The 20,514-nt window shown below is 37.5% G+C and carries 19 protein-coding genes; 17 read left to right on the forward strand and 2 right to left on the reverse strand.

What is annotated here, in order from left to right:
- The first annotated feature begins 378 nt into the window (after positions 1-378).
- From ABFY81_RS15500 to hisC, 7 genes are all read left to right on the forward strand, one after another.
- The gene (locus ABFY81_RS15500) at positions 379-1,827 is read left to right on the forward strand and encodes an RNA polymerase factor sigma-54 (RefSeq protein WP_004703803.1); all 1,449 of its coding nucleotides are present in this window, start codon (positions 379-381) and stop codon (positions 1,825-1,827) included.
- A gap of 168 nt (positions 1,828-1,995) precedes the next feature.
- Positions 1,996-2,334 carry a ribosome-associated translation inhibitor RaiA gene (gene raiA, locus ABFY81_RS15505; protein ID WP_049064587.1) on the forward strand — a complete coding sequence of 113 codons (339 nt, stop codon included), beginning with the start codon at positions 1,996-1,998 and terminating at the stop codon, positions 2,332-2,334.
- A 138-nt stretch (positions 2,335-2,472) separates the two neighbouring features.
- Positions 2,473-2,724, forward strand: a complete 252-nt coding sequence (ibaG, locus tag ABFY81_RS15510; RefSeq protein WP_004703799.1) for a BolA family iron metabolism protein IbaG — start codon at positions 2,473-2,475, stop codon at positions 2,722-2,724.
- Between the two features lie 6 nt (positions 2,725-2,730).
- Complete coding sequence (murA, locus tag ABFY81_RS15515) at positions 2,731-3,987, forward strand: UDP-N-acetylglucosamine 1-carboxyvinyltransferase (protein ID WP_039255534.1); 1,257 nt, start codon at positions 2,731-2,733, stop codon at positions 3,985-3,987.
- Positions 3,987-4,670: an ATP phosphoribosyltransferase gene (gene hisG / locus ABFY81_RS15520; RefSeq protein ID WP_004703796.1), complete on the forward strand. Its 684-nt coding sequence runs from the start codon at positions 3,987-3,989 to the stop codon at positions 4,668-4,670. Before murA ends, hisG begins: the two co-directional genes overlap by 1 nt.
- Positions 4,671-4,775: 105 nt before the next feature.
- Positions 4,776-6,065: a histidinol dehydrogenase gene (hisD, locus tag ABFY81_RS15525; RefSeq protein ID WP_077166090.1), complete on the forward strand. Its 1,290-nt coding sequence runs from the start codon at positions 4,776-4,778 to the stop codon at positions 6,063-6,065.
- Between the two features lie 69 nt (positions 6,066-6,134).
- Positions 6,135-7,220 (forward strand): histidinol-phosphate transaminase, encoded by a 1,086-nt coding sequence (gene hisC / locus ABFY81_RS15530; protein WP_347914110.1) that lies wholly within the window; start codon positions 6,135-6,137, stop codon positions 7,218-7,220.
- 3 nt (positions 7,221-7,223) lie between these two features.
- Here hisC and ABFY81_RS15535 read toward each other — a convergent pair whose 3' ends face one another.
- Positions 7,224-8,570, reverse strand: coding sequence for an anthranilate synthase component I family protein (locus ABFY81_RS15535; RefSeq protein ID WP_347914111.1), 1,347 nt, complete (start codon positions 8,568-8,570; stop codon positions 7,224-7,226).
- Positions 8,571-8,923: 353 nt separating this feature from the next.
- Between ABFY81_RS15535 and ABFY81_RS15540 the strand changes: the two genes are divergently transcribed.
- From ABFY81_RS15540 to ABFY81_RS15565, 6 genes are all read left to right on the forward strand, one after another.
- Positions 8,924-9,772, forward strand: coding sequence for a DUF6160 family protein (locus ABFY81_RS15540; RefSeq protein WP_019456526.1), 849 nt, complete (start codon positions 8,924-8,926; stop codon positions 9,770-9,772).
- A 296-nt stretch (positions 9,773-10,068) separates the two neighbouring features.
- Positions 10,069-10,902, forward strand: a complete 834-nt coding sequence (locus ABFY81_RS15545) for a C39 family peptidase (protein ID WP_019456527.1) — start codon at positions 10,069-10,071, stop codon at positions 10,900-10,902.
- A 44-nt stretch (positions 10,903-10,946) separates the two neighbouring features.
- Positions 10,947-12,107 carry a transporter gene (locus ABFY81_RS15550; protein ID WP_347914112.1) on the forward strand — a complete coding sequence of 387 codons (1,161 nt, stop codon included), beginning with the start codon at positions 10,947-10,949 and terminating at the stop codon, positions 12,105-12,107.
- 12 nt (positions 12,108-12,119) lie between these two features.
- The gene (locus ABFY81_RS15555; protein ID WP_081409887.1) at positions 12,120-13,784 is read left to right on the forward strand and encodes an outer membrane protein transport protein; all 1,665 of its coding nucleotides are present in this window, start codon (positions 12,120-12,122) and stop codon (positions 13,782-13,784) included.
- Positions 13,778-15,007 carry a putative pilus assembly protein FilE gene (gene filE / locus ABFY81_RS15560; RefSeq protein ID WP_347914113.1) on the forward strand — a complete coding sequence of 410 codons (1,230 nt, stop codon included), beginning with the start codon at positions 13,778-13,780 and terminating at the stop codon, positions 15,005-15,007. Before ABFY81_RS15555 ends, filE begins: the two co-directional genes overlap by 7 nt.
- A 29-nt stretch (positions 15,008-15,036) precedes the next feature.
- A complete protein-coding gene (locus ABFY81_RS15565; protein WP_347914114.1) occupies positions 15,037-16,962 on the forward strand; it encodes a protein FilF in 1,926 nt (641 codons plus the stop codon).
- Between the two features lie 48 nt (positions 16,963-17,010).
- Here ABFY81_RS15565 and ABFY81_RS15570 read toward each other — a convergent pair whose 3' ends face one another.
- Positions 17,011-17,559 (reverse strand): NUDIX hydrolase, encoded by a 549-nt coding sequence (locus tag ABFY81_RS15570; RefSeq protein WP_347914115.1) that lies wholly within the window; start codon positions 17,557-17,559, stop codon positions 17,011-17,013.
- 114 nt (positions 17,560-17,673) lie between these two features.
- On the opposite strand from ABFY81_RS15570, the gene ABFY81_RS15575 reads away from it, so the two are divergent.
- From ABFY81_RS15575 to ABFY81_RS15590, 4 genes are all read left to right on the forward strand, one after another.
- On the forward strand, positions 17,674-18,300 hold the full coding sequence (locus tag ABFY81_RS15575; RefSeq protein ID WP_100290452.1) for a CoA pyrophosphatase: 627 nt from the start codon (positions 17,674-17,676) through the stop codon (positions 18,298-18,300).
- A 22-nt stretch (positions 18,301-18,322) separates the two neighbouring features.
- On the forward strand, positions 18,323-18,850 hold the full coding sequence (locus ABFY81_RS15580; RefSeq protein ID WP_086249623.1) for a gamma carbonic anhydrase family protein: 528 nt from the start codon (positions 18,323-18,325) through the stop codon (positions 18,848-18,850).
- A 132-nt stretch (positions 18,851-18,982) separates the two neighbouring features.
- Positions 18,983-19,648 (forward strand): tRNA (adenosine(37)-N6)-threonylcarbamoyltransferase complex dimerization subunit type 1 TsaB, encoded by a 666-nt coding sequence (gene tsaB / locus ABFY81_RS15585; RefSeq protein WP_151685595.1) that lies wholly within the window; start codon positions 18,983-18,985, stop codon positions 19,646-19,648.
- A gap of 11 nt (positions 19,649-19,659) precedes the next feature.
- Entirely contained in the window at positions 19,660-20,451 is a 792-nt protein-coding gene (locus tag ABFY81_RS15590; protein ID WP_151685597.1) for a class I SAM-dependent methyltransferase, read from the forward strand.
- Positions 20,452-20,514: the final 63 nt, after the last annotated feature.

Below are 20,514 nucleotides of genomic sequence, written 5' to 3' on the forward strand. Positions count from 1 at the left end.
AGTGAAACCTCTTAGCGCTGATGGTAGTGTGGGGTTACCCATGTGAGAGTAAGTCATCGCCAGCTCATTATTCCAAACACCCCGGTCTCGAAAGAAACCGGGGTGTTGCTTTATATGCGTGATAAAAAAATAAAGATAAAAAACATCTCTAAAAGAACATTTGTACGGTTGCCCTGCTTCAGAAATATGTGGATATTAAAGTGCAAAGTTAATTTGATTAAACAACTCATCTTTTTCGGTTGTTAAAATGAATTTTTAGAAGAATAAATTAATAATTTTCTCATGAAATTCTCAGTCAATATATAGGATAAAACTTGACTATATGCTATAAATAATAAATAGGCATGATTTTTGCTTGTTTATTGGAAAGAGAAATATATGAAATTATCTGTTGGATTGAAAGTTGCGAATTCGTTGTCGTTAACGCCTCAATTGCAGCAGGCAATCCGATTACTGCAGCTCTCAAGTTTAGAATTAGAGCAAGAAATTCAAATTCAATTAGATAGTAATCCATTACTTGAAAAAGTGGAAGATGAATCACTAGCCGAAAGTTTATCCACTTTAGAAAACAAAGAAAGTAATGATCTTACAACGGAGTTAAATGCGGATCATTTACCTGATGACTTACCTGTGGATACTGAGTGGGATGATATCTATACACATCAGTCGACGGCTTTAGGTACTCCTGAGTTTGAAGAGCGTGAAGATAATCGCCAAGTTCAGATGACACTAAAAGAACATATGTTGGAGCAAGTGAACTTGCTGCATTTCTCAAAAATAGATCAGTTGATTGCTTATTGTATTATCGATGCTTTAGATGATAAGGGCTTTTTAGATGCTGAATTAGAAGAAATTATTCTCGCTGTACAACATCTATTAAATGACATGGATATTGAGGAAGAAATTGAAGAAGACGAAGTCTTAGTTGTTTTAAAACATATTCAACGTCTTGATCCAGTTGGAATAGGATCTCGTAATCTTGCTGAATGTTTAAAGATTCAATTGGATTTTTTACCAAAAGGAACTGAATATTTAAAAGAAGCACAAAGTTTACTTCAGTATTATGAGTTATTAATTGCAAATGATTTAAATAAATTATTAAAACAAACAGGCCTATCGAAAGATGAATTAAAGCTTTCGGTTGACTTATTAAAAACATTAAAGCCCTATCCTGGTATGGATTTTCAAAAGCAAGAATCGGAATACCAAATCCCTGATGTCGTGGTTGCTAAAAAAGATCAACATTGGCAAGTCCAATTAAATCCAGATATCATGCCAAAATTAAGAATCAACTCTTTCTATTCGAGTATGATTCGTAGAGCTGATCAAAGCGATGATAATTTATATCTACGTAATCAAATGCTTGAAGCTAAAAATTTCATAAAAAGTATCGATGAACGGCATAAAACTTTATTAAAAGTTGCTACTTGTATTGTTGAACACCAAAAAGCATTTTTAGAGATAGGTGCTGAGGCAATGAAACCCTTGGTGCTAAGGGATGTGGCTGAAGAAGTGGAGCTTCATGAGTCTACTGTTTCACGAGTCACTACAAATAAGTACATGCTGACACCACGTGGGCTTTTTGAGTTGAAATACTTTTTTTCTAGTCATGTGGGAACAACTACGGGAGGTGAGGCTTCTTCTACTGCAATTAGAGCTATGATTAAAAAATTGGTTTCTAATGAAAACCCACGTAAGCCATTGTCTGATAATACTATTGCGGCTTTATTGAAGGATGAAGGAATAGAAGTGGCTAGAAGAACTGTAGCAAAATATCGTGAATCGTTACATATTCCATCGTCATCCGAAAGAAAAGTCTTGATCTAATTTTTGAAGTATGACTATTCTAGATGTTCATTATGACGAAATAATGAAATTTCAATTTCACCAAGAGGAGCTGCTAAAATGATTTAATTGTCCAAAGTCATCTTTTTTAGATCACATTAAATCGTTTTAGTTCTTCTTTATTAACCCAAAAAGGTGAGGGATAGAATTATGCAAATAACGATTCGTGGACATCATTTAGCAATTACACCAGCTATAGAAGAAAATATTAAAGCAAAATTTAATCAGTTAACGAAACATCTCGATCAGGTGAATAGTATGCAGATTAAACTAACTAAAGATCATCAGATTGATAAGCGCTCACATAAGGGAAGCGCGAATCATGTGGCAGAAGCAATAGTTCGCTTACCCGGGATTGAACTATTTGCTCAAGCAGCGGCAGATGACATGTATACATCAATTAAAAAGTTGACTGAAAAATTAAAAAAACAATTGTTAAAATACCGGAAAATGCAATGTACTTATTCACAAGTTGCTGTTTCTATTTGATAAGTTTTTAATAATTGAGAGAGGCTTGAAATATAGCCTCTTTTTTATTGATAAAATCTAAACACGTACTGAATTCTTGGAAAAAGTTATAGTAAAATACTTCGTTTTACACCGTAGGTTGTGCCAGAGGTCTTTGCAATGAATAGTGAACAGCTCACTCAAATTTTAAAAGAAGCTTTTCCTGATGCGGAAGTAGCGGTGAGCGGACAGGCTGGAAAATTTGACCTCCGTATTGTGGATGATCAATTTGAAGGTAAGCGTACTGTTGCTCGTCAACAAGCAGTTTATGCACCATTAAATACTTATATTGCAAGTGGCGAAGTTCATGCCGTAACAATTCGTGCGATGACCAAAGACGAATGGCGCAAAGCAAGCCTTTTCGGAGCTTAAATATTAATGGATAAATTTTTAATTACGGGCGGTGTTAAGCTCGAAGGGGAAGTACGCATTTCTGGTGCTAAAAATGCGGCTTTACCATTACTTGCAGCAATGATTCTTGCTGATTCACCTATTACTTTAACCAATGTCCCAAATCTTAAAGATGTAAATACCTTGGTGAAATTAATTGGTGGATTAGGCGTCACAATTAGTTATGAAAATGACACAGTTAAAGCAGATACCTCTACTTTAGATAACCAGTTTGCTCCTTATGAACTGGTAAAAACGATGCGCGCATCTATTTTGGTGTTAGGACCATTATTGGCACGTTATGGAAATGCTAAAGTTTCGTTACCAGGTGGATGTGCGATTGGATCTCGACCAGTAGATCAACATTTGAAAGCCCTAGAAGCATTGGGTGCACATATTGAAGTTGAAAATGGTTATGTCCATGCGACTGTAGATGGTCGTCTCAAAGGCGGCGAAGTGATTTTTGATATGGTCACTGTAGGGGGCACCGAAAATATTCTAATGGCGGCTGCTTTAGCGGATGGTGTAACTACAATTCGTAATGCAGCACGTGAACCTGAAATTACTGATCTTGCTCAAATGCTTATTAAAATGGGCGCAAAAATTGAAGGTATAGATACAGATACACTTGTTGTTACTGGTGTTGAAAGTTTACATGGCTGTGAATATGCAGTTGTTGCAGACCGTATTGAAACAGGTTCGTACTTAGCTGCTGCGGCAATTACAGGTGGTCGGATTAAAACTACTCATACAGATCCGTCATTACTTGAATCTGTTTTAGATAAGTTTGAAGAAATGGGCGCGGAAGTCACTCGCGGTGATGACTGGATTGAATTGGATATGATGGGCAAGCGCCCTAAAGCGGTAAGTTTTAGAACATTACCTCATCCAGAGTTTCCAACCGACATGCAAGCGCAAATTATGGCCGTAAATGCAATTGGTCGCGGTTTTGCAACGATCTCCGAAACCATTTTTGAAAATCGGTTCATGCACGTTCCTGAATTGTCACGTATGGGTGCTAATATTCAGGTCGAAGGTCATGATGCTGTGGTGACTGGAGTTGAAAAATTGCAAGCTGCTCCTGTAATGGCAACAGACTTACGTGCTTCATTCTCTTTGGTTTTAGCGGCTTTAGTTGCTGAAGGTGATACGTTAATTGATCGTATCTACCATATTGACCGTGGTTATGAACATGTCGAAGAAAAACTTCAAGGTTTAGGTGCCCAAATTAAGCGAGTAAGTTAATGAATGACGTAAGAAACGATGATCCTAATTTTGATGTAATGGGTAATTTTGATCATGGTTTGACCTTAGCACTCAGTAAAGGGCGTATTTTAAAAGAAACTTTACCTTTACTTGCAACAGCAGGTATTAACTTGCTTGAAGACCCAGAAAAATCTCGTAAGTTGATTTTTCCTACAACACATAAGCAAGTTCGTATTTTGATTTTACGTGCGTCTGATGTGCCAACCTATGTTGAGAATGGTGCAGCTGATTTAGGTGTAGCAGGTAAAGACGTACTCATGGAACATGGTGCTCAGCATGTTTATGAGTTATTGGACTTACAGATTGCAAAATGTAAGTTAATGACTGCTGGCAAAGTTGGAATGGAACGTCCAAAAGGCCGTTTAAAAATTGCAACTAAGTACGTCAATCTAACGCGTCAATACTATGCAAGCTTAGGTGAGCAGGTAGATGTTATTAAGCTTTATGGTTCTATGGAATTAGCACCACTTGTAGGTTTGGGCGATTATATTGTTGACGTAGTTGATACTGGAAATACTTTACGAGCAAATGGGCTTGAACCATTAGAAGAAATTTGTAAAGTATCCTCACGTCTTATTGTTAATAAGGCAAGCTTTAAGCGTAAGCAAAGTTTGTTAAATCCTATCATTTCCCAACTTGAACAAGCTGTTCAATCACGTTAAAAGTAATTTCCTATCATGCTTTTGCGATAGTTGTAGATATGATGCCCACAAGGCCTTAGAAAAAGAGTAAACTTGGTTTTTCTTTTTCGCCTTGTGGGTAAATTGATGCGACGTTTATCGACTCAAGATCAGAACTTCAAACAGATTTTTGCAGAGCTTTTAGCTTTTGAAACTGTTAATGATCCTAATTTAGTTCAAACAGTAGATCAAATTATTGCTGATGTTCGTCAGCATGGTGATGATCATGTTTTAAAACTTACTCAACAGTTCGATCGACATCCAGCGCATCAATTTTCCGATCTAGAATTGTCTCAACAACAACTTAAAGCTGCGTTTGATGACTTAAATCAAGAAATTCGTGAAGCCCTGCAACTTGCGGCTAATCGTATTCGTACATTTCATGAAGCCCAGAAACAAGATAGCTGGACTTATATAGATGATTTGGGAAATACACTAGGACAAAAGGTGACACCACTTGACCGAGTTGGTATTTATGTACCTGGTGGACTAGCCTCTTATCCTTCATCTGTGCTTATGAACGCAGTACCAGCTCATGTGGCCGGTGTACCTGAAATTATTATGGTAGTACCTGCTCCAAATGGTGAATTAAATCCACTTGTTTTGGCTGCCGCTTATCTAGCTGGTGTGAGTCGAGTATTTACTATTGGTGGGGCGCAAGCTGTTGCAGCTCTGGCTTATGGTACTCAAACTGTTCCGCCTGTAGATAAAATCACTGGTCCCGGAAACCGATTTGTAGCAGCTGCTAAACGTGCTGTATTTGGTCAAGTCGGTATCGACATGATTGCTGGGCCTTCTGAAATTTTAGTATATGCAGAAGGGGCGAATAACGCTGAGTGGTTAGCGATGGATGTATTATCTCAAGCTGAACATGATACGGTTGCCCAAGCTATTTTTATAACCCCAGATGAAGCTTTGTTAGAAGCCGTAGAGGCAGCAATTGAAAAGCACTTAAATGACTTGCCTAAAGCTGATATTGCACGTACGTCTATTGAAAATCGTGGGGCTTTAGTTTTGGTAAAAGACCGTGCAGAAGCTGTTGATTTGATTAATCAAGTTGCACCCGAGCATTTAGAATTGTGTCTGGATGATGCCGAAGCAATGAGCGAAGACATTCGTCATGCAGGTGCAATCTTCATGGGACGTTATACACCTGAAGCAATTGGTGATTACTGTGCTGGTCCAAACCATGTATTACCAACATCCGGTACAGCGCGCTTCTCGTCACCACTGGGTGTATATGACTTTCAAAAGCGCTCTAGCTTGATCATGTGCTCAAAAGAGGGCGTAAAAACATTGGCTAAAACCGCTGATATACTTGCTGTTCAAGAAAATCTTGATGCTCATGCGCGCTCGGCTCGTTATCGTTATCAATAAGCTTTAAACCTTTCAGTATTTTAAATGATTATTCAGGGCTGATTTTCAGCCCTTTTTTGAGATAAGACTATGACTGTATCTACAGCACAAATGCGTTTTTGGAGTCCTGAGGTTCGTGAATTAGAGCCTTATGTGCCAGGTGAGCAACCGAAAATCCAAAATTTATTAAAGTTAAATACTAATGAAAATCCGTATCCGCCATCAACAAAAGTAGTAGAAGCGGTTCAAGCTGTACTACATGATCAAGCTGATGCACTACGCTTATATCCAGATCCAGATGCAACTGCCTTAAAACAAGCTATTGCTACGCAACAGAATATGGATGTATCTCAAGTTTTTGTAGGTAATGGTTCCGATGAAGTGCTTGCTCATATTTTTAAAGCATTTTTCCTTCAAGATGAACCTATTTTATATCCGGATATTACTTATAGCTTTTATCCAGTTTATAGCCAGTTTTTTGGAACAAAAACAAAAGAAATTCCACTTAATGAGAATTTCGAGATTGATGTCAAAGATTATGCACAACCTAATGGTGGCGTGATTATTACCAATCCTAATGCACCAACAAGTATTGCACTCAGCTTGGCAGAGATTGAACAAGTGCTACAAGTCAATCCAGACCGTGTGGTTGTGATTGACGAAGCTTATGTCGATTTCGGTGCTGAGTCAGCTGTAAGTTTGGTAAACCGTTATGAAAATCTTGTGGTGTGCCAAACAACTTCAAAGTCTCGTTCTTTGGCTGGTTTACGTGTCGGATTTGCGATTGCTCAGTCACACTTGATTGCAGCACTTGAGGCGGTAAAAAATAGTTTTAATTCATATCCAATTGATCGCTTTGCTATTGCTGCTGCTGTGGCTTCTTTTGAAGATCAGGCTTACTTTGAAGAACAGTGTCAAAAAGTTATTACGAGTCGAGAAAAGCTAGTTAGTGATTTAACTGAACTTGGTTTTAATGTTTTACCATCAAAAGCGAATTTTATTTTTGCTTCACACCCACAACATGAGGCTGGGCAACTAGCGCAGGAATTACGTGCGCAGGGTATTATTGTTCGCCACTTTAATAAGCCTCGCATTAATCAGTTTTTACGTATCACAGTTGGAACTGATGAGCAAAATGCACGTTTAGTTCAAACTTTGAAGCAAGATATTCTTTAAAAATTATTCTGCTGTGCTGTTCATTAAGTTCAGCATAGCAGAGATTTTATCTAAGCTTTCTTGATATTCGGCCTCAGCTTCTGAGGCAATCGTAATACCACCACCTGCCCAAATAGAAAGCTGATTTTGATATTGTTGAAAACTACGAATAAGAATATTCCAACGACCAGTACCATCAAAATTAAAATATCCCAAAGTACCGCAATATGCCCCTCGCGGTGAACCTTCTAACTCTTCAATGATTTGCATTGCTCGAATTTTAGGAGCGCCAGTAATTGAGCCACCTGGTAAAGCACTAAGCAACATTTGCATAGGATTAATATCATTTTTAAGTATAGCCGTGACTTCACTTACCATATGATGAACTTGATTAAAGCTTTCAATTTCGAATAACTTTGTCGTTTTTACCGAACCTGTATTGGCATAAATACTCAAATCATTACGTAATAAATCAACAATCATGACATTTTCTGCCTGATCCTTTTGCGAGTTTTTCAATGTTTGTTTTGAAATTAAATCTTGTTCTTTATTTTCATATCGAGGCATCGTGCCTTTGATTGGTCTGGTTTTAATTTGTTTGTCTGTACTAAATTCAATAAATAATTCAGGAGAGCAGCTTAATAACTCAAAGTTATTTAATTTTAAATAACCTGAATAAGGTGCATTGGTTAAACTCCATAATTCTTCTGCTTTATTTAATAAAGCTCCTGTAAAAGTTGTATTAAATTCTTGCGTAAGGTTAATTTGATAGCAGTCTCCTGCTTTAATATAATCTTGTATTTTATGAAAAGCGGTCAAATATTCATTTTTAGACCAACGGGGATAAATATTTTTATCTAGTTTAAAAATATTTTTTCTTAAATGATTAGAAGAGCCATATAGTAATTCTGTAATGTAATTAAAAATTTCTGAATTATTTTTTTCATCACTAAAAAAATACCATTCATTATTTATTTTTTTTAGAAAAGAGTGGTAAGAACCTATAAACAAAGAGGGTTGTTGGTGTAATTGATTTTTAATAAATTGATGTGCAGAAAAATCATAACTAATGAATCCAATATATCCCCCATTAAAACTAATATTTTTATTTTTTGATTCTTCAGTATGGAATTGAGTGAAGTCTAAAATACTTTCAATATTAGAGGAGTTTATATACTTATTAAGGATATCTTGCTCGAATATAAAATTTTGATGACCTTGAGTAATTAGATATTTTTTTGGCAGAAAGCCAATAATAGGGTTGTCATCATCATAAAGATATACAAGTCCAGTTAAATTTTCTAATTTTTTTAAAATATCGGCAGCTGATAGAGTACTTTCTAAAGAGATTTTTTTCTTTAACTGAGACATTTTAAACATGACAAGTTTGGAAGAGGTCGCCTAGTTTACTACAACTTATGGTTCATCAGTCATCTAGGCGGTAAGAGTTTAACTTTTCGTCGATAAAATCATCTATTTTTTCGTTACAACTTAAGCATAATTGGTCTGCATATTTAAGAAAGTGTGACCCTTGTACCGTTTATCGGGTAATTGGCAAAAAATGCATTACAGTAGTTGAACAAAAATTAACGTAGCTGTAATTTAGTAATTGCTAAGCAAAACTACTCAAGGATTGGAAGTTTCGGTTGCCATAAAAGAAAAATGCAACTTGAGACAGTAAGAGTGGTTAAGTCAAAAAATAAATGCTCTTGGGAGAGTGCTCAATGAAAATGTTCACTAAACTTGCTTTAGTTTCTTCTTTAGCTATCAGTGCAAATGCAATGGCAATGCAGTCAATGGACGATGCAGCGCTGAGTGCAGCTACAGGTCAAGATGGTATTAATATCGGTATTGCTTTAGGCTCTGGTGGTATTTCTATTGATAAACTGTATTTACATGATAATGATGGTCTAGCATCATCAACTGGTATCACTGGTGCTTCTGGTACAGCGGGTGCAATCGCAATTAGTGGTGTAACGGTAACTCAAAAAGGTACAGGTAATCTTTTAGATTTAAAAATTGATACAAATGGTGCTTCAGGTTCAAATGGTGCTTTCTTAAATGTTGCAGCAACAGTAGGTGCTGTTGATGTACATGTAGGTTCAATTGGCGTGGGTACTTCTGGTACATTAAATACGACTACTGCTGTACGTGGTATTACTGAAACAGCTCCGACTGAGATTATTTCTGGCTTAGATTTATCTTTGGGTCAAATTTCTGCGAATGTTCAGTTAGGTTCAACTCCGCAAGGCGCGATGATCAAAGTGAACTCTAGCTTACAAGGTGGTTTAACACTATCTAACTTCGGTATTAATGATGCTGCTGGTGGTGGTAAAATTGTCCTAGACAAAGTAATGGTTCGTGGGTCAGGTAATACAACTGGTGATATGAATGTAGATGCTAACATTTCTGTTGTTCCTACAGGTTTACGTATCCAAAATAACAGTACACAAGGTATGAACGTTTATGCACAAGGAATTCACCTAGGCGCACAGACTAATGCTTCAATTGGTGATTTAGAAATTCAAGGTTTAAATGTAGGAACGTCTACAATTACTATTTCTGGTCACTAATTTAAAGAGTGATAAAAAAGCGCGTTTATACGCGCTTTTTTTATTTGCCATAATAAAACTTAACTTCATTTTTTATATTTAAATCATATTAATTTATATAATAAAAAAGAATGTAAAAAACAAATGAGAATTAATTATCAGTTTATAAATGTAAAACTATGCATTCATCAAAAAGATTAAAAAAAAGCTGTTTTTTACAGAAAAAAAAGGTATCTTCAACACACAGGGATGTAGAGCTATTGCTCTAAGAATAAAATGAATAAGGCCGGTTAGGCCACCATTTAGACCAAGTGCTTATGTTAGAGATAGTTTTAGGCTCAGCATTGATGTATTACTTTGCGACAGAAGCCTTTGAAATAGAAAAAAAGCCGCCGGGAACTGTTTATTATACAGAGACTGCCGATTCACGTAATTTATCGTTTCATCGAAATCATATCGAACCAGTTCAGATTAAACCAGCTGTAGAAGATCAGTTTCGTGGGATTGTTCGGCAAGCCTATGATTATAGTTGTGGATCTGCTGCACTTACAACTCTATTAAATGGTTATGTAGGAACCAATTTAACTGAACAGCAAACAATGAGTGGTTTGCTACAGTATGGTGAATATCAACGTATTATTGAGCGTCGAAGTTTCTCATTACTTGATATGAAGCGCTTTGTCACAGCGATTGGTTTAGACAGCGGGGGGTATCGTGGTGAGTTTTCCGATTTAGTTAAACTTGGCCAACCCGCAATTGTGCCTATTTCATATGCAGGCTTTAAACATTTTGTCGTATATAAAGCTTATAAAGATGGACGAGTGTATGTAGCTGATCCGGCTTTAGGGAATATCAGCTTTGACGAAAATCGTTTTAAACAAATTTGGGATAATAATACTTTATTTGTTATTTCTGTTCCTGAATCACAACGTAAAGACTTATTGGCATTAAAAGAGTCAGATATGCGTCATGTCGAAGATGCAACAGTCAATAAATATGCTTTCGTTGATGTTCAATATCCAACATTTAACTTTGATCGTTTAGCGAATAAAGCTTCGACCATGAGGCGTGTATTGGATAATGATAACAAATCGCCAACATATGGACAGCCGATAGAAACCTATATGCGCCTTTATTACAAGCGTAAATAGTCAAATTTAAAGTTAGTAAAATAAATAAATTGGGTGGGAAAAACATGAATAATCGATGGATGAAGATGAGTGTGTTGGCCTTAAGTATGAGCGCCATTACAGGGACAATCTATGCCGAAGATCAAGTACAACAACCGCAAGTAGAGGGAGCACAAAGCTCTGGGGCTACTGATGCGGCAAGTTCTAGTTCTGCAACAACAGATGCTAGTGTACAAACGTCGAGTATAGCGGATGCTAATACGGTAGCTCCTGCAGCTAATACTGATGCACATCAAGCAGCAAGTGCTTTACAGAAAAAAGAAGGTGATGCTAGCCAAGAGACAAACTTACAAGAAGTATTTACTTCAAATGAACGTCAATATTCTTTAATTAAGAAGGGCGTAATTTCCTCTTATTATGATCTCGATTACACTTACTACCGCGATACGCGTATTGACTTAGCTTTATCTGATAATTCTTCTCAACTTAACCGTTTACGTGTTGAAGAAGATGCTAACCATACATTGACGAACAGTTTTACCTTTCAATATGGGGTATTGGATAATTTAACTTTGTCAGCAACTGTTCCTTTTGTTGCAAAGTCTGAAATTATTAAAGATAAAACAACAGCTGGTTTAGGGGATATTTCTCTTGGTGCACGTTGGGAACCCTTTCCGTTAAAGCAGGGTCGTTTACCACTTGTCCTTTTTGGTAGTGTATCTACCAAAACGGGTGATAGTCCTTATGAAATTGGTATAGATGAACTTTCAACAGGTAAAGGTTATTACTCAGTTGGTGTAGGTGCAAGTACCCGTAAATATATCGATCCAGTTGTTCTGTTTGCTTCAGCATCGGCTAACTATGGCTTTAAAGAAAGCGGTCTTAACCAAGCACGTGGTTCACGTAATTTAACTTCTTTTGATCCAGGCATTAGTGGTGGGTTCTCGTTTGGTTTTGCCTATTCATTTAACTATGACGTGTCTTTAACAATGTCATATCAGCAAAGTTTTAACATGAATGCTGAATTCCAGTTTGACAATGGAGACTCTTATAAATCACCAGATCAAAGTAGCGGAATGTTATCTTTTGCTCTAGGTGTTCGTGTTTCACCAGATACGATTGTTAACGGTACTGTTGGTATTGGTTTAACTGAAGATGCGCCAGATATTTCACTTGGTCTGTCTTTCCCGTTAGATATTTTAGGTTTTAATAAAAAACAAAAATAAGGAGATATGCAGGTGAAATATCCTAAATTATGTCCTCTAACGGCGGCAATTGTTATCTCCGGTGTTTCTAGCTTTGCCAACGCTCAATTAGGACAAAACTTAGCTGTTGATATTCGTTCACTAGCGATGGGGAATGCTGTAACTGCAGATCCTCCTGGTATTAGTGCGGTTCATTTTAACCCTGCGGCCTTAGCAAAAATTGATGGGCTACAAACCGATGTACAGGGGATTTTGGCTAACTTTGATATCCAGCGTGAATTTTCAGCTCCTCCTGGCTATAACATTTTTGGTTATTCAGATGACCCTCTTGTTTGTAATGATGGTCCGGAAGTTTCCGCCAATATTTGTACAGATTTCAAAGGGACCGTACATGGTGATGTCGAATATGCAAGCCTATATGTGCCGATTCTTAAAAAAATGGTTGATCTCGGGCCAGGGTATCCTCTAGTTGCCCCTACAGCTGGAATTGCCTATAAACCACCTGGTTCAAAAGTTACTTATGCAACAGCAGTATATGCACCATTGGTCGCTGGGTTTGGTGCAGAGAATGGTAACCCTGGCAACTATATGGGCCAGCAAGTTGCCGTAGAGCGAATCACTTATTTATCACCATCTTTTGGTTATCAAGTAAATGACCATTTATCACTTGGTGCTTCTGTGGGGATGTCTTACAACGCAATCGCACTGAAAACTGATCTACGTTTTCCCAATGAGATGATTGGTGTATTGCGTATGGTTGATGAAGTGGTATGTGCGCCTTTTAAAAATAATAGTGACATGATTACAGACTTACTATTATTTGGTATGTGTAATGCCCAAGAAGGCATGAATCCATTTAATAAAATGGGCGCATTACAAGTTTCTTTAGAACAATCCTTAAGTCCAAGCTATAACTTAGGTTTACTCTGGGAACCAACTGATGACTTTGGCTTTGGTATGGTTTATCAAAGTTCTGCCAAAATGCGCCTAAAAGGCAAGTACATGATTGATAATGCCAAGGCGCCTCAAGAACTTATCAAGGGTCTTAACTCGTCTGCAACAGGGCAAATTTTAGCTGCAATTCTTGGTTTACCAGGATATGTACCTAACGTTGAGTCTGGTTTGGTTGCAATGGATCTTGAATATCCGGCACATTTCCAAGCGGGGATTAAGTATAAAATATTACCCGATTTGCAAGTAAACTTTGACGTAGGATGGACAGATTATTCGGCTTGGGATAAGTTTAAATTCGAATTTGACCGCCAAATTACTTTATTAAAAGTGGCTAAGCTTTTATCTAATGACGTTACCGATAACTCATTGGCATTGCCATTGAAATTTACTTCGCCGTGGAGCTGGGGAATTGGTATTGAATACTCAGCAACTGACCGTTTGAAATTGAGAGCTGGTTACGAGCCCCGAGCTAGTTCGATACCTGATGATAAACGTAATACCATGGTTCCAATCAATAATGCGCAATTATTTGGTCTTGGCTTAGGTTATCGTTTCGATGCAGATACAGATCTAGATCTTTCAGTAGGTTTTTTACGTAGTCGTGACAATATTCCTGCCTGTTCGAGTACATTATCGAACAAGTGTGGTGTCGATAATATTTTATTAAATCCTTATTCAGGTTTAGATGTTAAAACGAATACTAAAGTTACAGTACTTGGTTTGAGCTATAGAACAAAATGGTAAAACAATATAAATCGATGTTTCGACCTAAATTTGCTATCTCGACTTTATGTATTGCGATAGCTAGTATTTCTGTATCGTATGCAGATGGTTTCTATACAATCATTGGTCCTGATGGTCGTCCAATGATTGTACCCAGTAAAAAAGTCGAACAGAAGCAATCAAATATTAGAGTGGAAGCACCGAAACAAGTTGTACAGCCGCGAGTAGATGCTAAACCTGTTCAAGAAGTACCTAAAGAAAATATTCAAAATTCAAAAGTGCCTCAAAAGTTTGAACCACACGTTAGTAAAAAATTAAATACTGCACCGACTGCACCGACTGCACCGACTGCACCGACTGCACCGACTGCACCGACTGCACCGACTGCACCGACTGCACCGACTGCACCAGAGCGTCCTGTAACGGTTAGTGAAGTTCAGAAGAATGAAGTTAAAAAGCAAAGTAGTACTGTTAAAGAACAAAGTACTCCAGTTAAAACTCCTCCATCTGTAGCAAGTACTTCACAAGCTATTTCTACTCAAAACTCATCAAATGATCCATCTAAGTTTACGACTGTTGATGGCGTAGAGTATGTAAATAATGAGTATTTAGAAGATCAAGAATTTAATCTTGAAGGAAAAAAACGCTTTTATGTGATGCCCGATGGTTTAGGGCGAACAGAGTTTATTGAACGAAAAAAGGGGGTGAGTAAATCCACTTTAGAACAACTCTTCAATAAACAATCTCAAGATGATCAAGCAGCAATTATTTTAGCGCCAACTTATATACGACTATCTCAAAAAGACCTAGAAACGACTTTTGAACAAGATAAGTGTTTTGTTCAAGGCTACAAAAAGTCGATCAAAGTACTTGGTGATAAAAAAGACGTAAATTTATGGCCTCGAAAGCCATTAAAAGAAAAGTTTGAATATGAGTTGGTAAAATTAGATCCATCTATACAACATTTACAGCTGATGTCTTTTGCAGCGAGTAATTCGACACCTCTATATTATTGGCCTTTAGCTATATTTTTAGATGAAAAAGGTTGCATTTTAGAGGGGGCAAGTGGTTTTAAGAGTAAGTCTTATCCTTCTACAATATTACAACATGCATCAATTCAGGGTACTTTAAAAGTACCACCTCATGCACGTTATATGATGTTAACTCCTTTATCTTCCTCTGTAGATGTAGAGGAACATGAATTATCTAATCAGGGACAGATTCAAATTTCGGTATTACGCTAAAAATTAAGTAAGAATGGGTAGAGTATCTAATGAATAAAAAATTATTATGGCCTTTTGCATTAACCACATTAGCAATCATGCTGAATGGGTGTGGTGGCGGTAGTTCAACCATTAATGAAGATCCTACAAGTGGGTCTGGTAGTTCAAATGCAAATGGAAGTTGTGATGTATCAAATAGTGACTGCTTACAGTTTTCACTCGATTATCCGGTTGCTGGTTTAAATTTTACCTGTAGTAGTGCTGCAAATCAGAGTTTTGTTACTAAAGCATCAGGCAATAGGGTTGTTGGTACATGTAAACTTGGTGATACAGTAAACTTCTTTTTACAAGGTACTCAAACAAAAAACAAAATTGACTTGGGTTCTGTCAGCTTAGATAACATTTCAAAAATTAAGGTAGTTGTTCCACCACGTTTGAAAATTATGGATATGGCAACAGCCTTAACAGGTGTTGCACCAGCCTCATTAAGTCAAGATGATCCAACCATCGGTGTAGCCATGGCTTTGGTTAAACTTTTTCAAAGCGTTGGTTTAGAACGTGGTGATAATGTTGTTGGAGATATACAACCTACACTATTTACTGAAGATAAGAAAAACACATTAAATGTTGTACTTCAAAATATTACTGCTACCGAATGGAAAAGTGGAGCATATGCCAGTATTTTGAAACCTTGGTTAGATGTTAGTCAGATTGATAATAATCAAGCTTTTGCTCTAGTAACGCAATTGGCTCATTTAAGTTTAGTTGGTTTATATCAGTCGGATTACTTGACCTTAGCTGAACCAAACTTAATTTCAGAAAATTTCTATGGATGTAATTTAGCTAATTTAGCCGATTGTCCAAAAAATGCTGCTAATACGCAGCATGTTATAGGTAATTTATTCTTACTTTCAGATCGTCAAGGCTATACATTTGGTTATGGCTTACAGTGGAAAGGTACGAGCAAGACTACAAATAATTCAACAGTTACAGCTGTTATGGAAGTCCTAACTAAATCTAAGCCAGCTCAACTTACAGCAAATGCTCAAACAACATGGCTTGATCCATTACAAGCTGAGATTAAGTCAACACAACCATTCCATTTAAAAGCTTCAGCTAATACCAGTGAAGATTTACTGATTTATCAAGGTAAATTATTAAATGATTCATTTATTGCTGGTCGTGAAAGTTTGTATTTAGGGGCAATAAATAGTAAAACACCAAATCCTCAGCACTATGCGCTTTGGCGTCAAAGTATTGGGAATCAAAACTATAATGGTTCTCTAGATATCTATAAAGTGACTCCAGCAAGTTATCTTGCAAAAGATATCTTCAGAACTTCTAAAAATGTGAGCGCTGGGCAAACTTATATTTTCCCGTTATATGGTACTTTAAATATTAAATTTGATACCGCTGGAATTTCACCAATCGATTTAGGTATTGTGATTGATGAAAATGGTGATATTCGTACTGATATTAAACCTAATGCAACAGCAACGGATATGTCTGGTCAGTGCGGTGTAGTTTCAGATAATACTTTAATTGATAACAATGGTGTTCAACAGTACCGCATAGGAACAACGGGTGGTACTGAGTCTGCTTCAAATGATAAATCAATTACTGTAAAAATGATTTTTGCTGAACCGAAGCTAGGCAATCTCAATGGTATTTTGGCGGGGTTAAACTCGAATATTGTTCAAAGTACTACTGCAACTGGCAGTCAAACCTTAATTGTAAGTGGGGCAAAAATTAACGTTGCTAACTTATTACAAGGACAGGTAAATGGCATTAACCTTACAACTTATGATAACAAGACAGTTTCATGGTTAAATCCATATGCCTTCTATCAACGAGTGTATAATAATATCAAAGATGTGAGCCCTGCTCCTACAGAAGATGATAAAGCTTTAGCTCAGAGAATGAGTGGGACGATAACGATTCGGACGGCTGATTGTTATCAAATTAAGACAAAATAAGAACCTGAAAAAAAGACCGCAAATGCGGTCTTTTTATTATCGAATTTATTAGCCTGTATGGTCTAAACGAGTGCCTAGCGTTTCTAGGTGCGTTGGAAAAACTTGTTTTTTACGATCTTCAAAATAATGTTTGAGTGTGTGCTCGACACTCGGGAATGCAAGTTCACTCCATGGAATTTCATGCTCCTCAAACAGACGACTTTCTATACTTTCTTCACCTGCACCAAAAACTCCATCTTTTAACTGTGCTTTAAAAAGTACATAAATTTGCCCAATACGAGGAATATTGTACATACAATAGAGTTGTTCTATTTCAATCTCAGCTTCTGCTTCTTCACGAGTTTCACGTGCTGCACCTTGTTCCATGGTTTCAAACAATTCCATATAACCAGCAGGCAAAGTCCACAATCCATAACGAGGTTCAATTGCTCGACGACAAAGCAGTACTTTGTCTTCCCATAACGCTAAGGCACCGCAGATTACTTTGGGGTTTTCATAGTGAATATTGCCACAATGAGTACAAACACGGCGTACTTTATGATCACCTAAAGGAATTTTTTGTTCGGTTTTATGCCCACACGCTACACAGAAACTCATAATTATCATCGAGTATAGAGATGACTCAGCATAACTGAATTTTTAGACTTACGCATCAACTCTATTCCCTAAGTTTTATTTTCAGATATGATGAAAAGAGAGACAGAATAATAGGTGAAAGGTATGGAAGAGCACTTGCTAACACAAAAGTTACAGCAAAGATTGCGCTTTTCCACCCGCATACAAGAAGCACAAGCAGCAGTACTGATTGCGATTACAAATGAAAATGATCCCAAGGTACTACTCACACGCCGTTCAATACATATGAACAACCATGCGGGGGAGGTTTCTTTTCCGGGTGGAAAGCGTGACCCCAGTGATACCAGTAATATTGTTGTAGCGCTAAGAGAAGCTCAAGAAGAGACAGCTTTAAACCCTTTTGATGTACAGTTGTTAGGTGATTTGCCAATGCAGCGCGCAAGAAGTGGTTTGTCTGTAAAGCCAATTGTTGGGCTTATTCCACCAGAGGTTCACTTAATACCTCAGCCTACTGAAATTGATCGAATTTTCTTTGTGCCATTACAGCAACTTATAGAGACGCGTCCGACACCCTATGAAGTTCGATATGCCCATCAGTCTTTGTATTTTCCAAGCTTACAGATTGATAATGAAATTATCTGGGGCTTAACTGCTCGTATGTTGGTGGCTCTATTTAAATATGGTTTAGGCTATCAAAAGGAATGGCCATTTTTACTCAACTCACCAACGTTTGGAATGCCAAAATTTTCTCATAAAAAATAAAGATCAGGATCGATAAATTATGATATATAGCTATCAAGGACAGCACCCAAAAGCATTACATGAACCATGGGATGGCTGGATTGCTCCAACGGCAACGCTCATTGGACAAGTAGAATTAGGCCGTCAGGTCAGTATTTGGTTTGGTGCGGTAGTACGTGCTGATAACTGTGTTGTTCGGATTGGTAATTTTTCTAATATTCAAGAAAACTCGGTATTACATACCGATGCAGGCCTTGAACTAAATATTGGCGAATATGTTACGGTCGGACATAAAGTCATGCTGCATGGTTGTACGATTGGTGATAATAGCCTGATTGGTATGAACGCTGTCATTTTAAATCGAGCTGTAATTGGTAAAAACTGTATTATTGGTGCTAATGCTTTAATTCCTGAAGGGAAGGTGATTCCAGATAATTCAGTGGTGATGGGTTCGCCTGGTAAAATTGTCAAAACTCTAGATGAAGAGGGCGCTGCAAAAATACGCTTGAGTGCCCTACATTATGCTGAACACTTTAAAAGCTATACAGATTTAAAAGAATTTCACTTTTAAATTTTCAGTAAGATATTTTCAATGCCAAGCACTCGCTTGGCGTTTTTATTTAGACAGGAACAACTCGCCTATCAGGGCCGAGTGGGGTATCATAACTTCCGTTTTTAATTTGATTGAATACTAAGGTTGTGCATGAAACTGCTGGCGTTGGAAACTGCAAATGAGCAATGTTCCATTTCATTAATTGATGAAACCCAAGAACTCTTTTTCCAACTCGATACGCGAGCGAAAGCACAAACTCAGACCATTTTGCCAATGATTGAGCAGGGCTTACAGCAAACCGGACTAGACGTTGCTGGTTTAGATGCGATTGCCTTTAGCCGTGGGCCAGGTTCTTTTAGCGGTGTCCGAATTAATGCTGCCGTTACTCAGGCTTTAGCTTGGTCACAAGATTTACCTGTGGTTCCAGTTTCTACCTTGCAAGCTCTCGCGCAAGCGGCTTACCGACTTGAAGGCTTAGAGCAGGTAACTGCAGTACTCGATGCCCGTATGAATGAAGTTTACATTGCAAGTTTTGTTCTAAACGAACAAGGCATCATGCAGTGTATTGATGAAGAGAAATTAATGAACTACGAGCAAGCCGCTGCTTATGCAAAGCATTGCTTAATCGGTTCAGGTGCTAAGCTTCTTCAAGCCGATGCAGAGCATCAAACTATCACTGCTACTGCACAAGACATTGCTTCGATTGCACGTGTTTATGCTGCTAAAAAACAGTGGGTTGATGCAGAACATGCTTTACCGATTTACTTGCGTGATGATGCGTGGAAAAAAATAGCAGATCAGGGTAAAGCAAAGTAAAGGCAGTACTCATGCATATATATTTTGAAGTAGATTTTCAGGAGCAAGCACAGCACTACCAAGCTGTGCTTTGTTCTAGAGGTGTGACAGCCGATTTACAGCCGATTGAAAAGCTTAATGCTCGTTTTTTACGTTTAAACCCTGACTTAGCGCTTTGTGTAGATGAAAACGGACTTTGGTTATCTGCAAATGGTATGAAAATGCAGCCTGACTGGAAAGCTGAAATTCCTCGTTTAAAACGTGCAAGCCTTAAATCAGAAATGATTGCTCGAGCTTGTCAGCTGGGTGAAAAACCAATACTTGTAGACGCAACAGCAGGTTTAGGTCACGACAGCTTACTCATGGCGTATTTAGGTGCTCAAATACAGCTTGTTGAACGTCATCCGATTTTATTTACTTTACTTGAAGATTCAAAAGCTCAAGCACAGCGTGATCCATTTTTAAATCAGTTTATAGATCGTATTCAACTGGTGTTTGCTGACTCTGCAAGCTATTTACAGCAATTAGATCAAGAAGCAAAAACGGTTGATGTGGTTTATTTAGACCCGATGTTTCCACAGCGTGACCAGAACCAACAAGCGATTAAAAAACAAGCCCAAGTCAAAAAGCAGATGCAGCTTTTGCATTTACTTTTACCAGAAGATGGTGAAATGGATTTAGGTGATAATTTGCTTGAGTTAGCCAAGAAAGTTGCCAAGCGTGTGATTGTGAAACGCCCACGACATGCGATTTTTTTAGCAAATCAAGAGCCAGCCCATCAGTGGCAGGGAGATGCTTGTCGTTTTGATGCTTACTTTCAGTAAGCTTATGTAAGGTTAAGTTTTATTGCTTGAATAATGCACAAATATATGTGATATAGTTCAAAA

It is taken from the genome of Acinetobacter sp. WA-87 (assembly GCF_039938935.1).
GTDB lineage: Bacteria > Pseudomonadota > Gammaproteobacteria > Pseudomonadales > Moraxellaceae > Acinetobacter > Acinetobacter seifertii.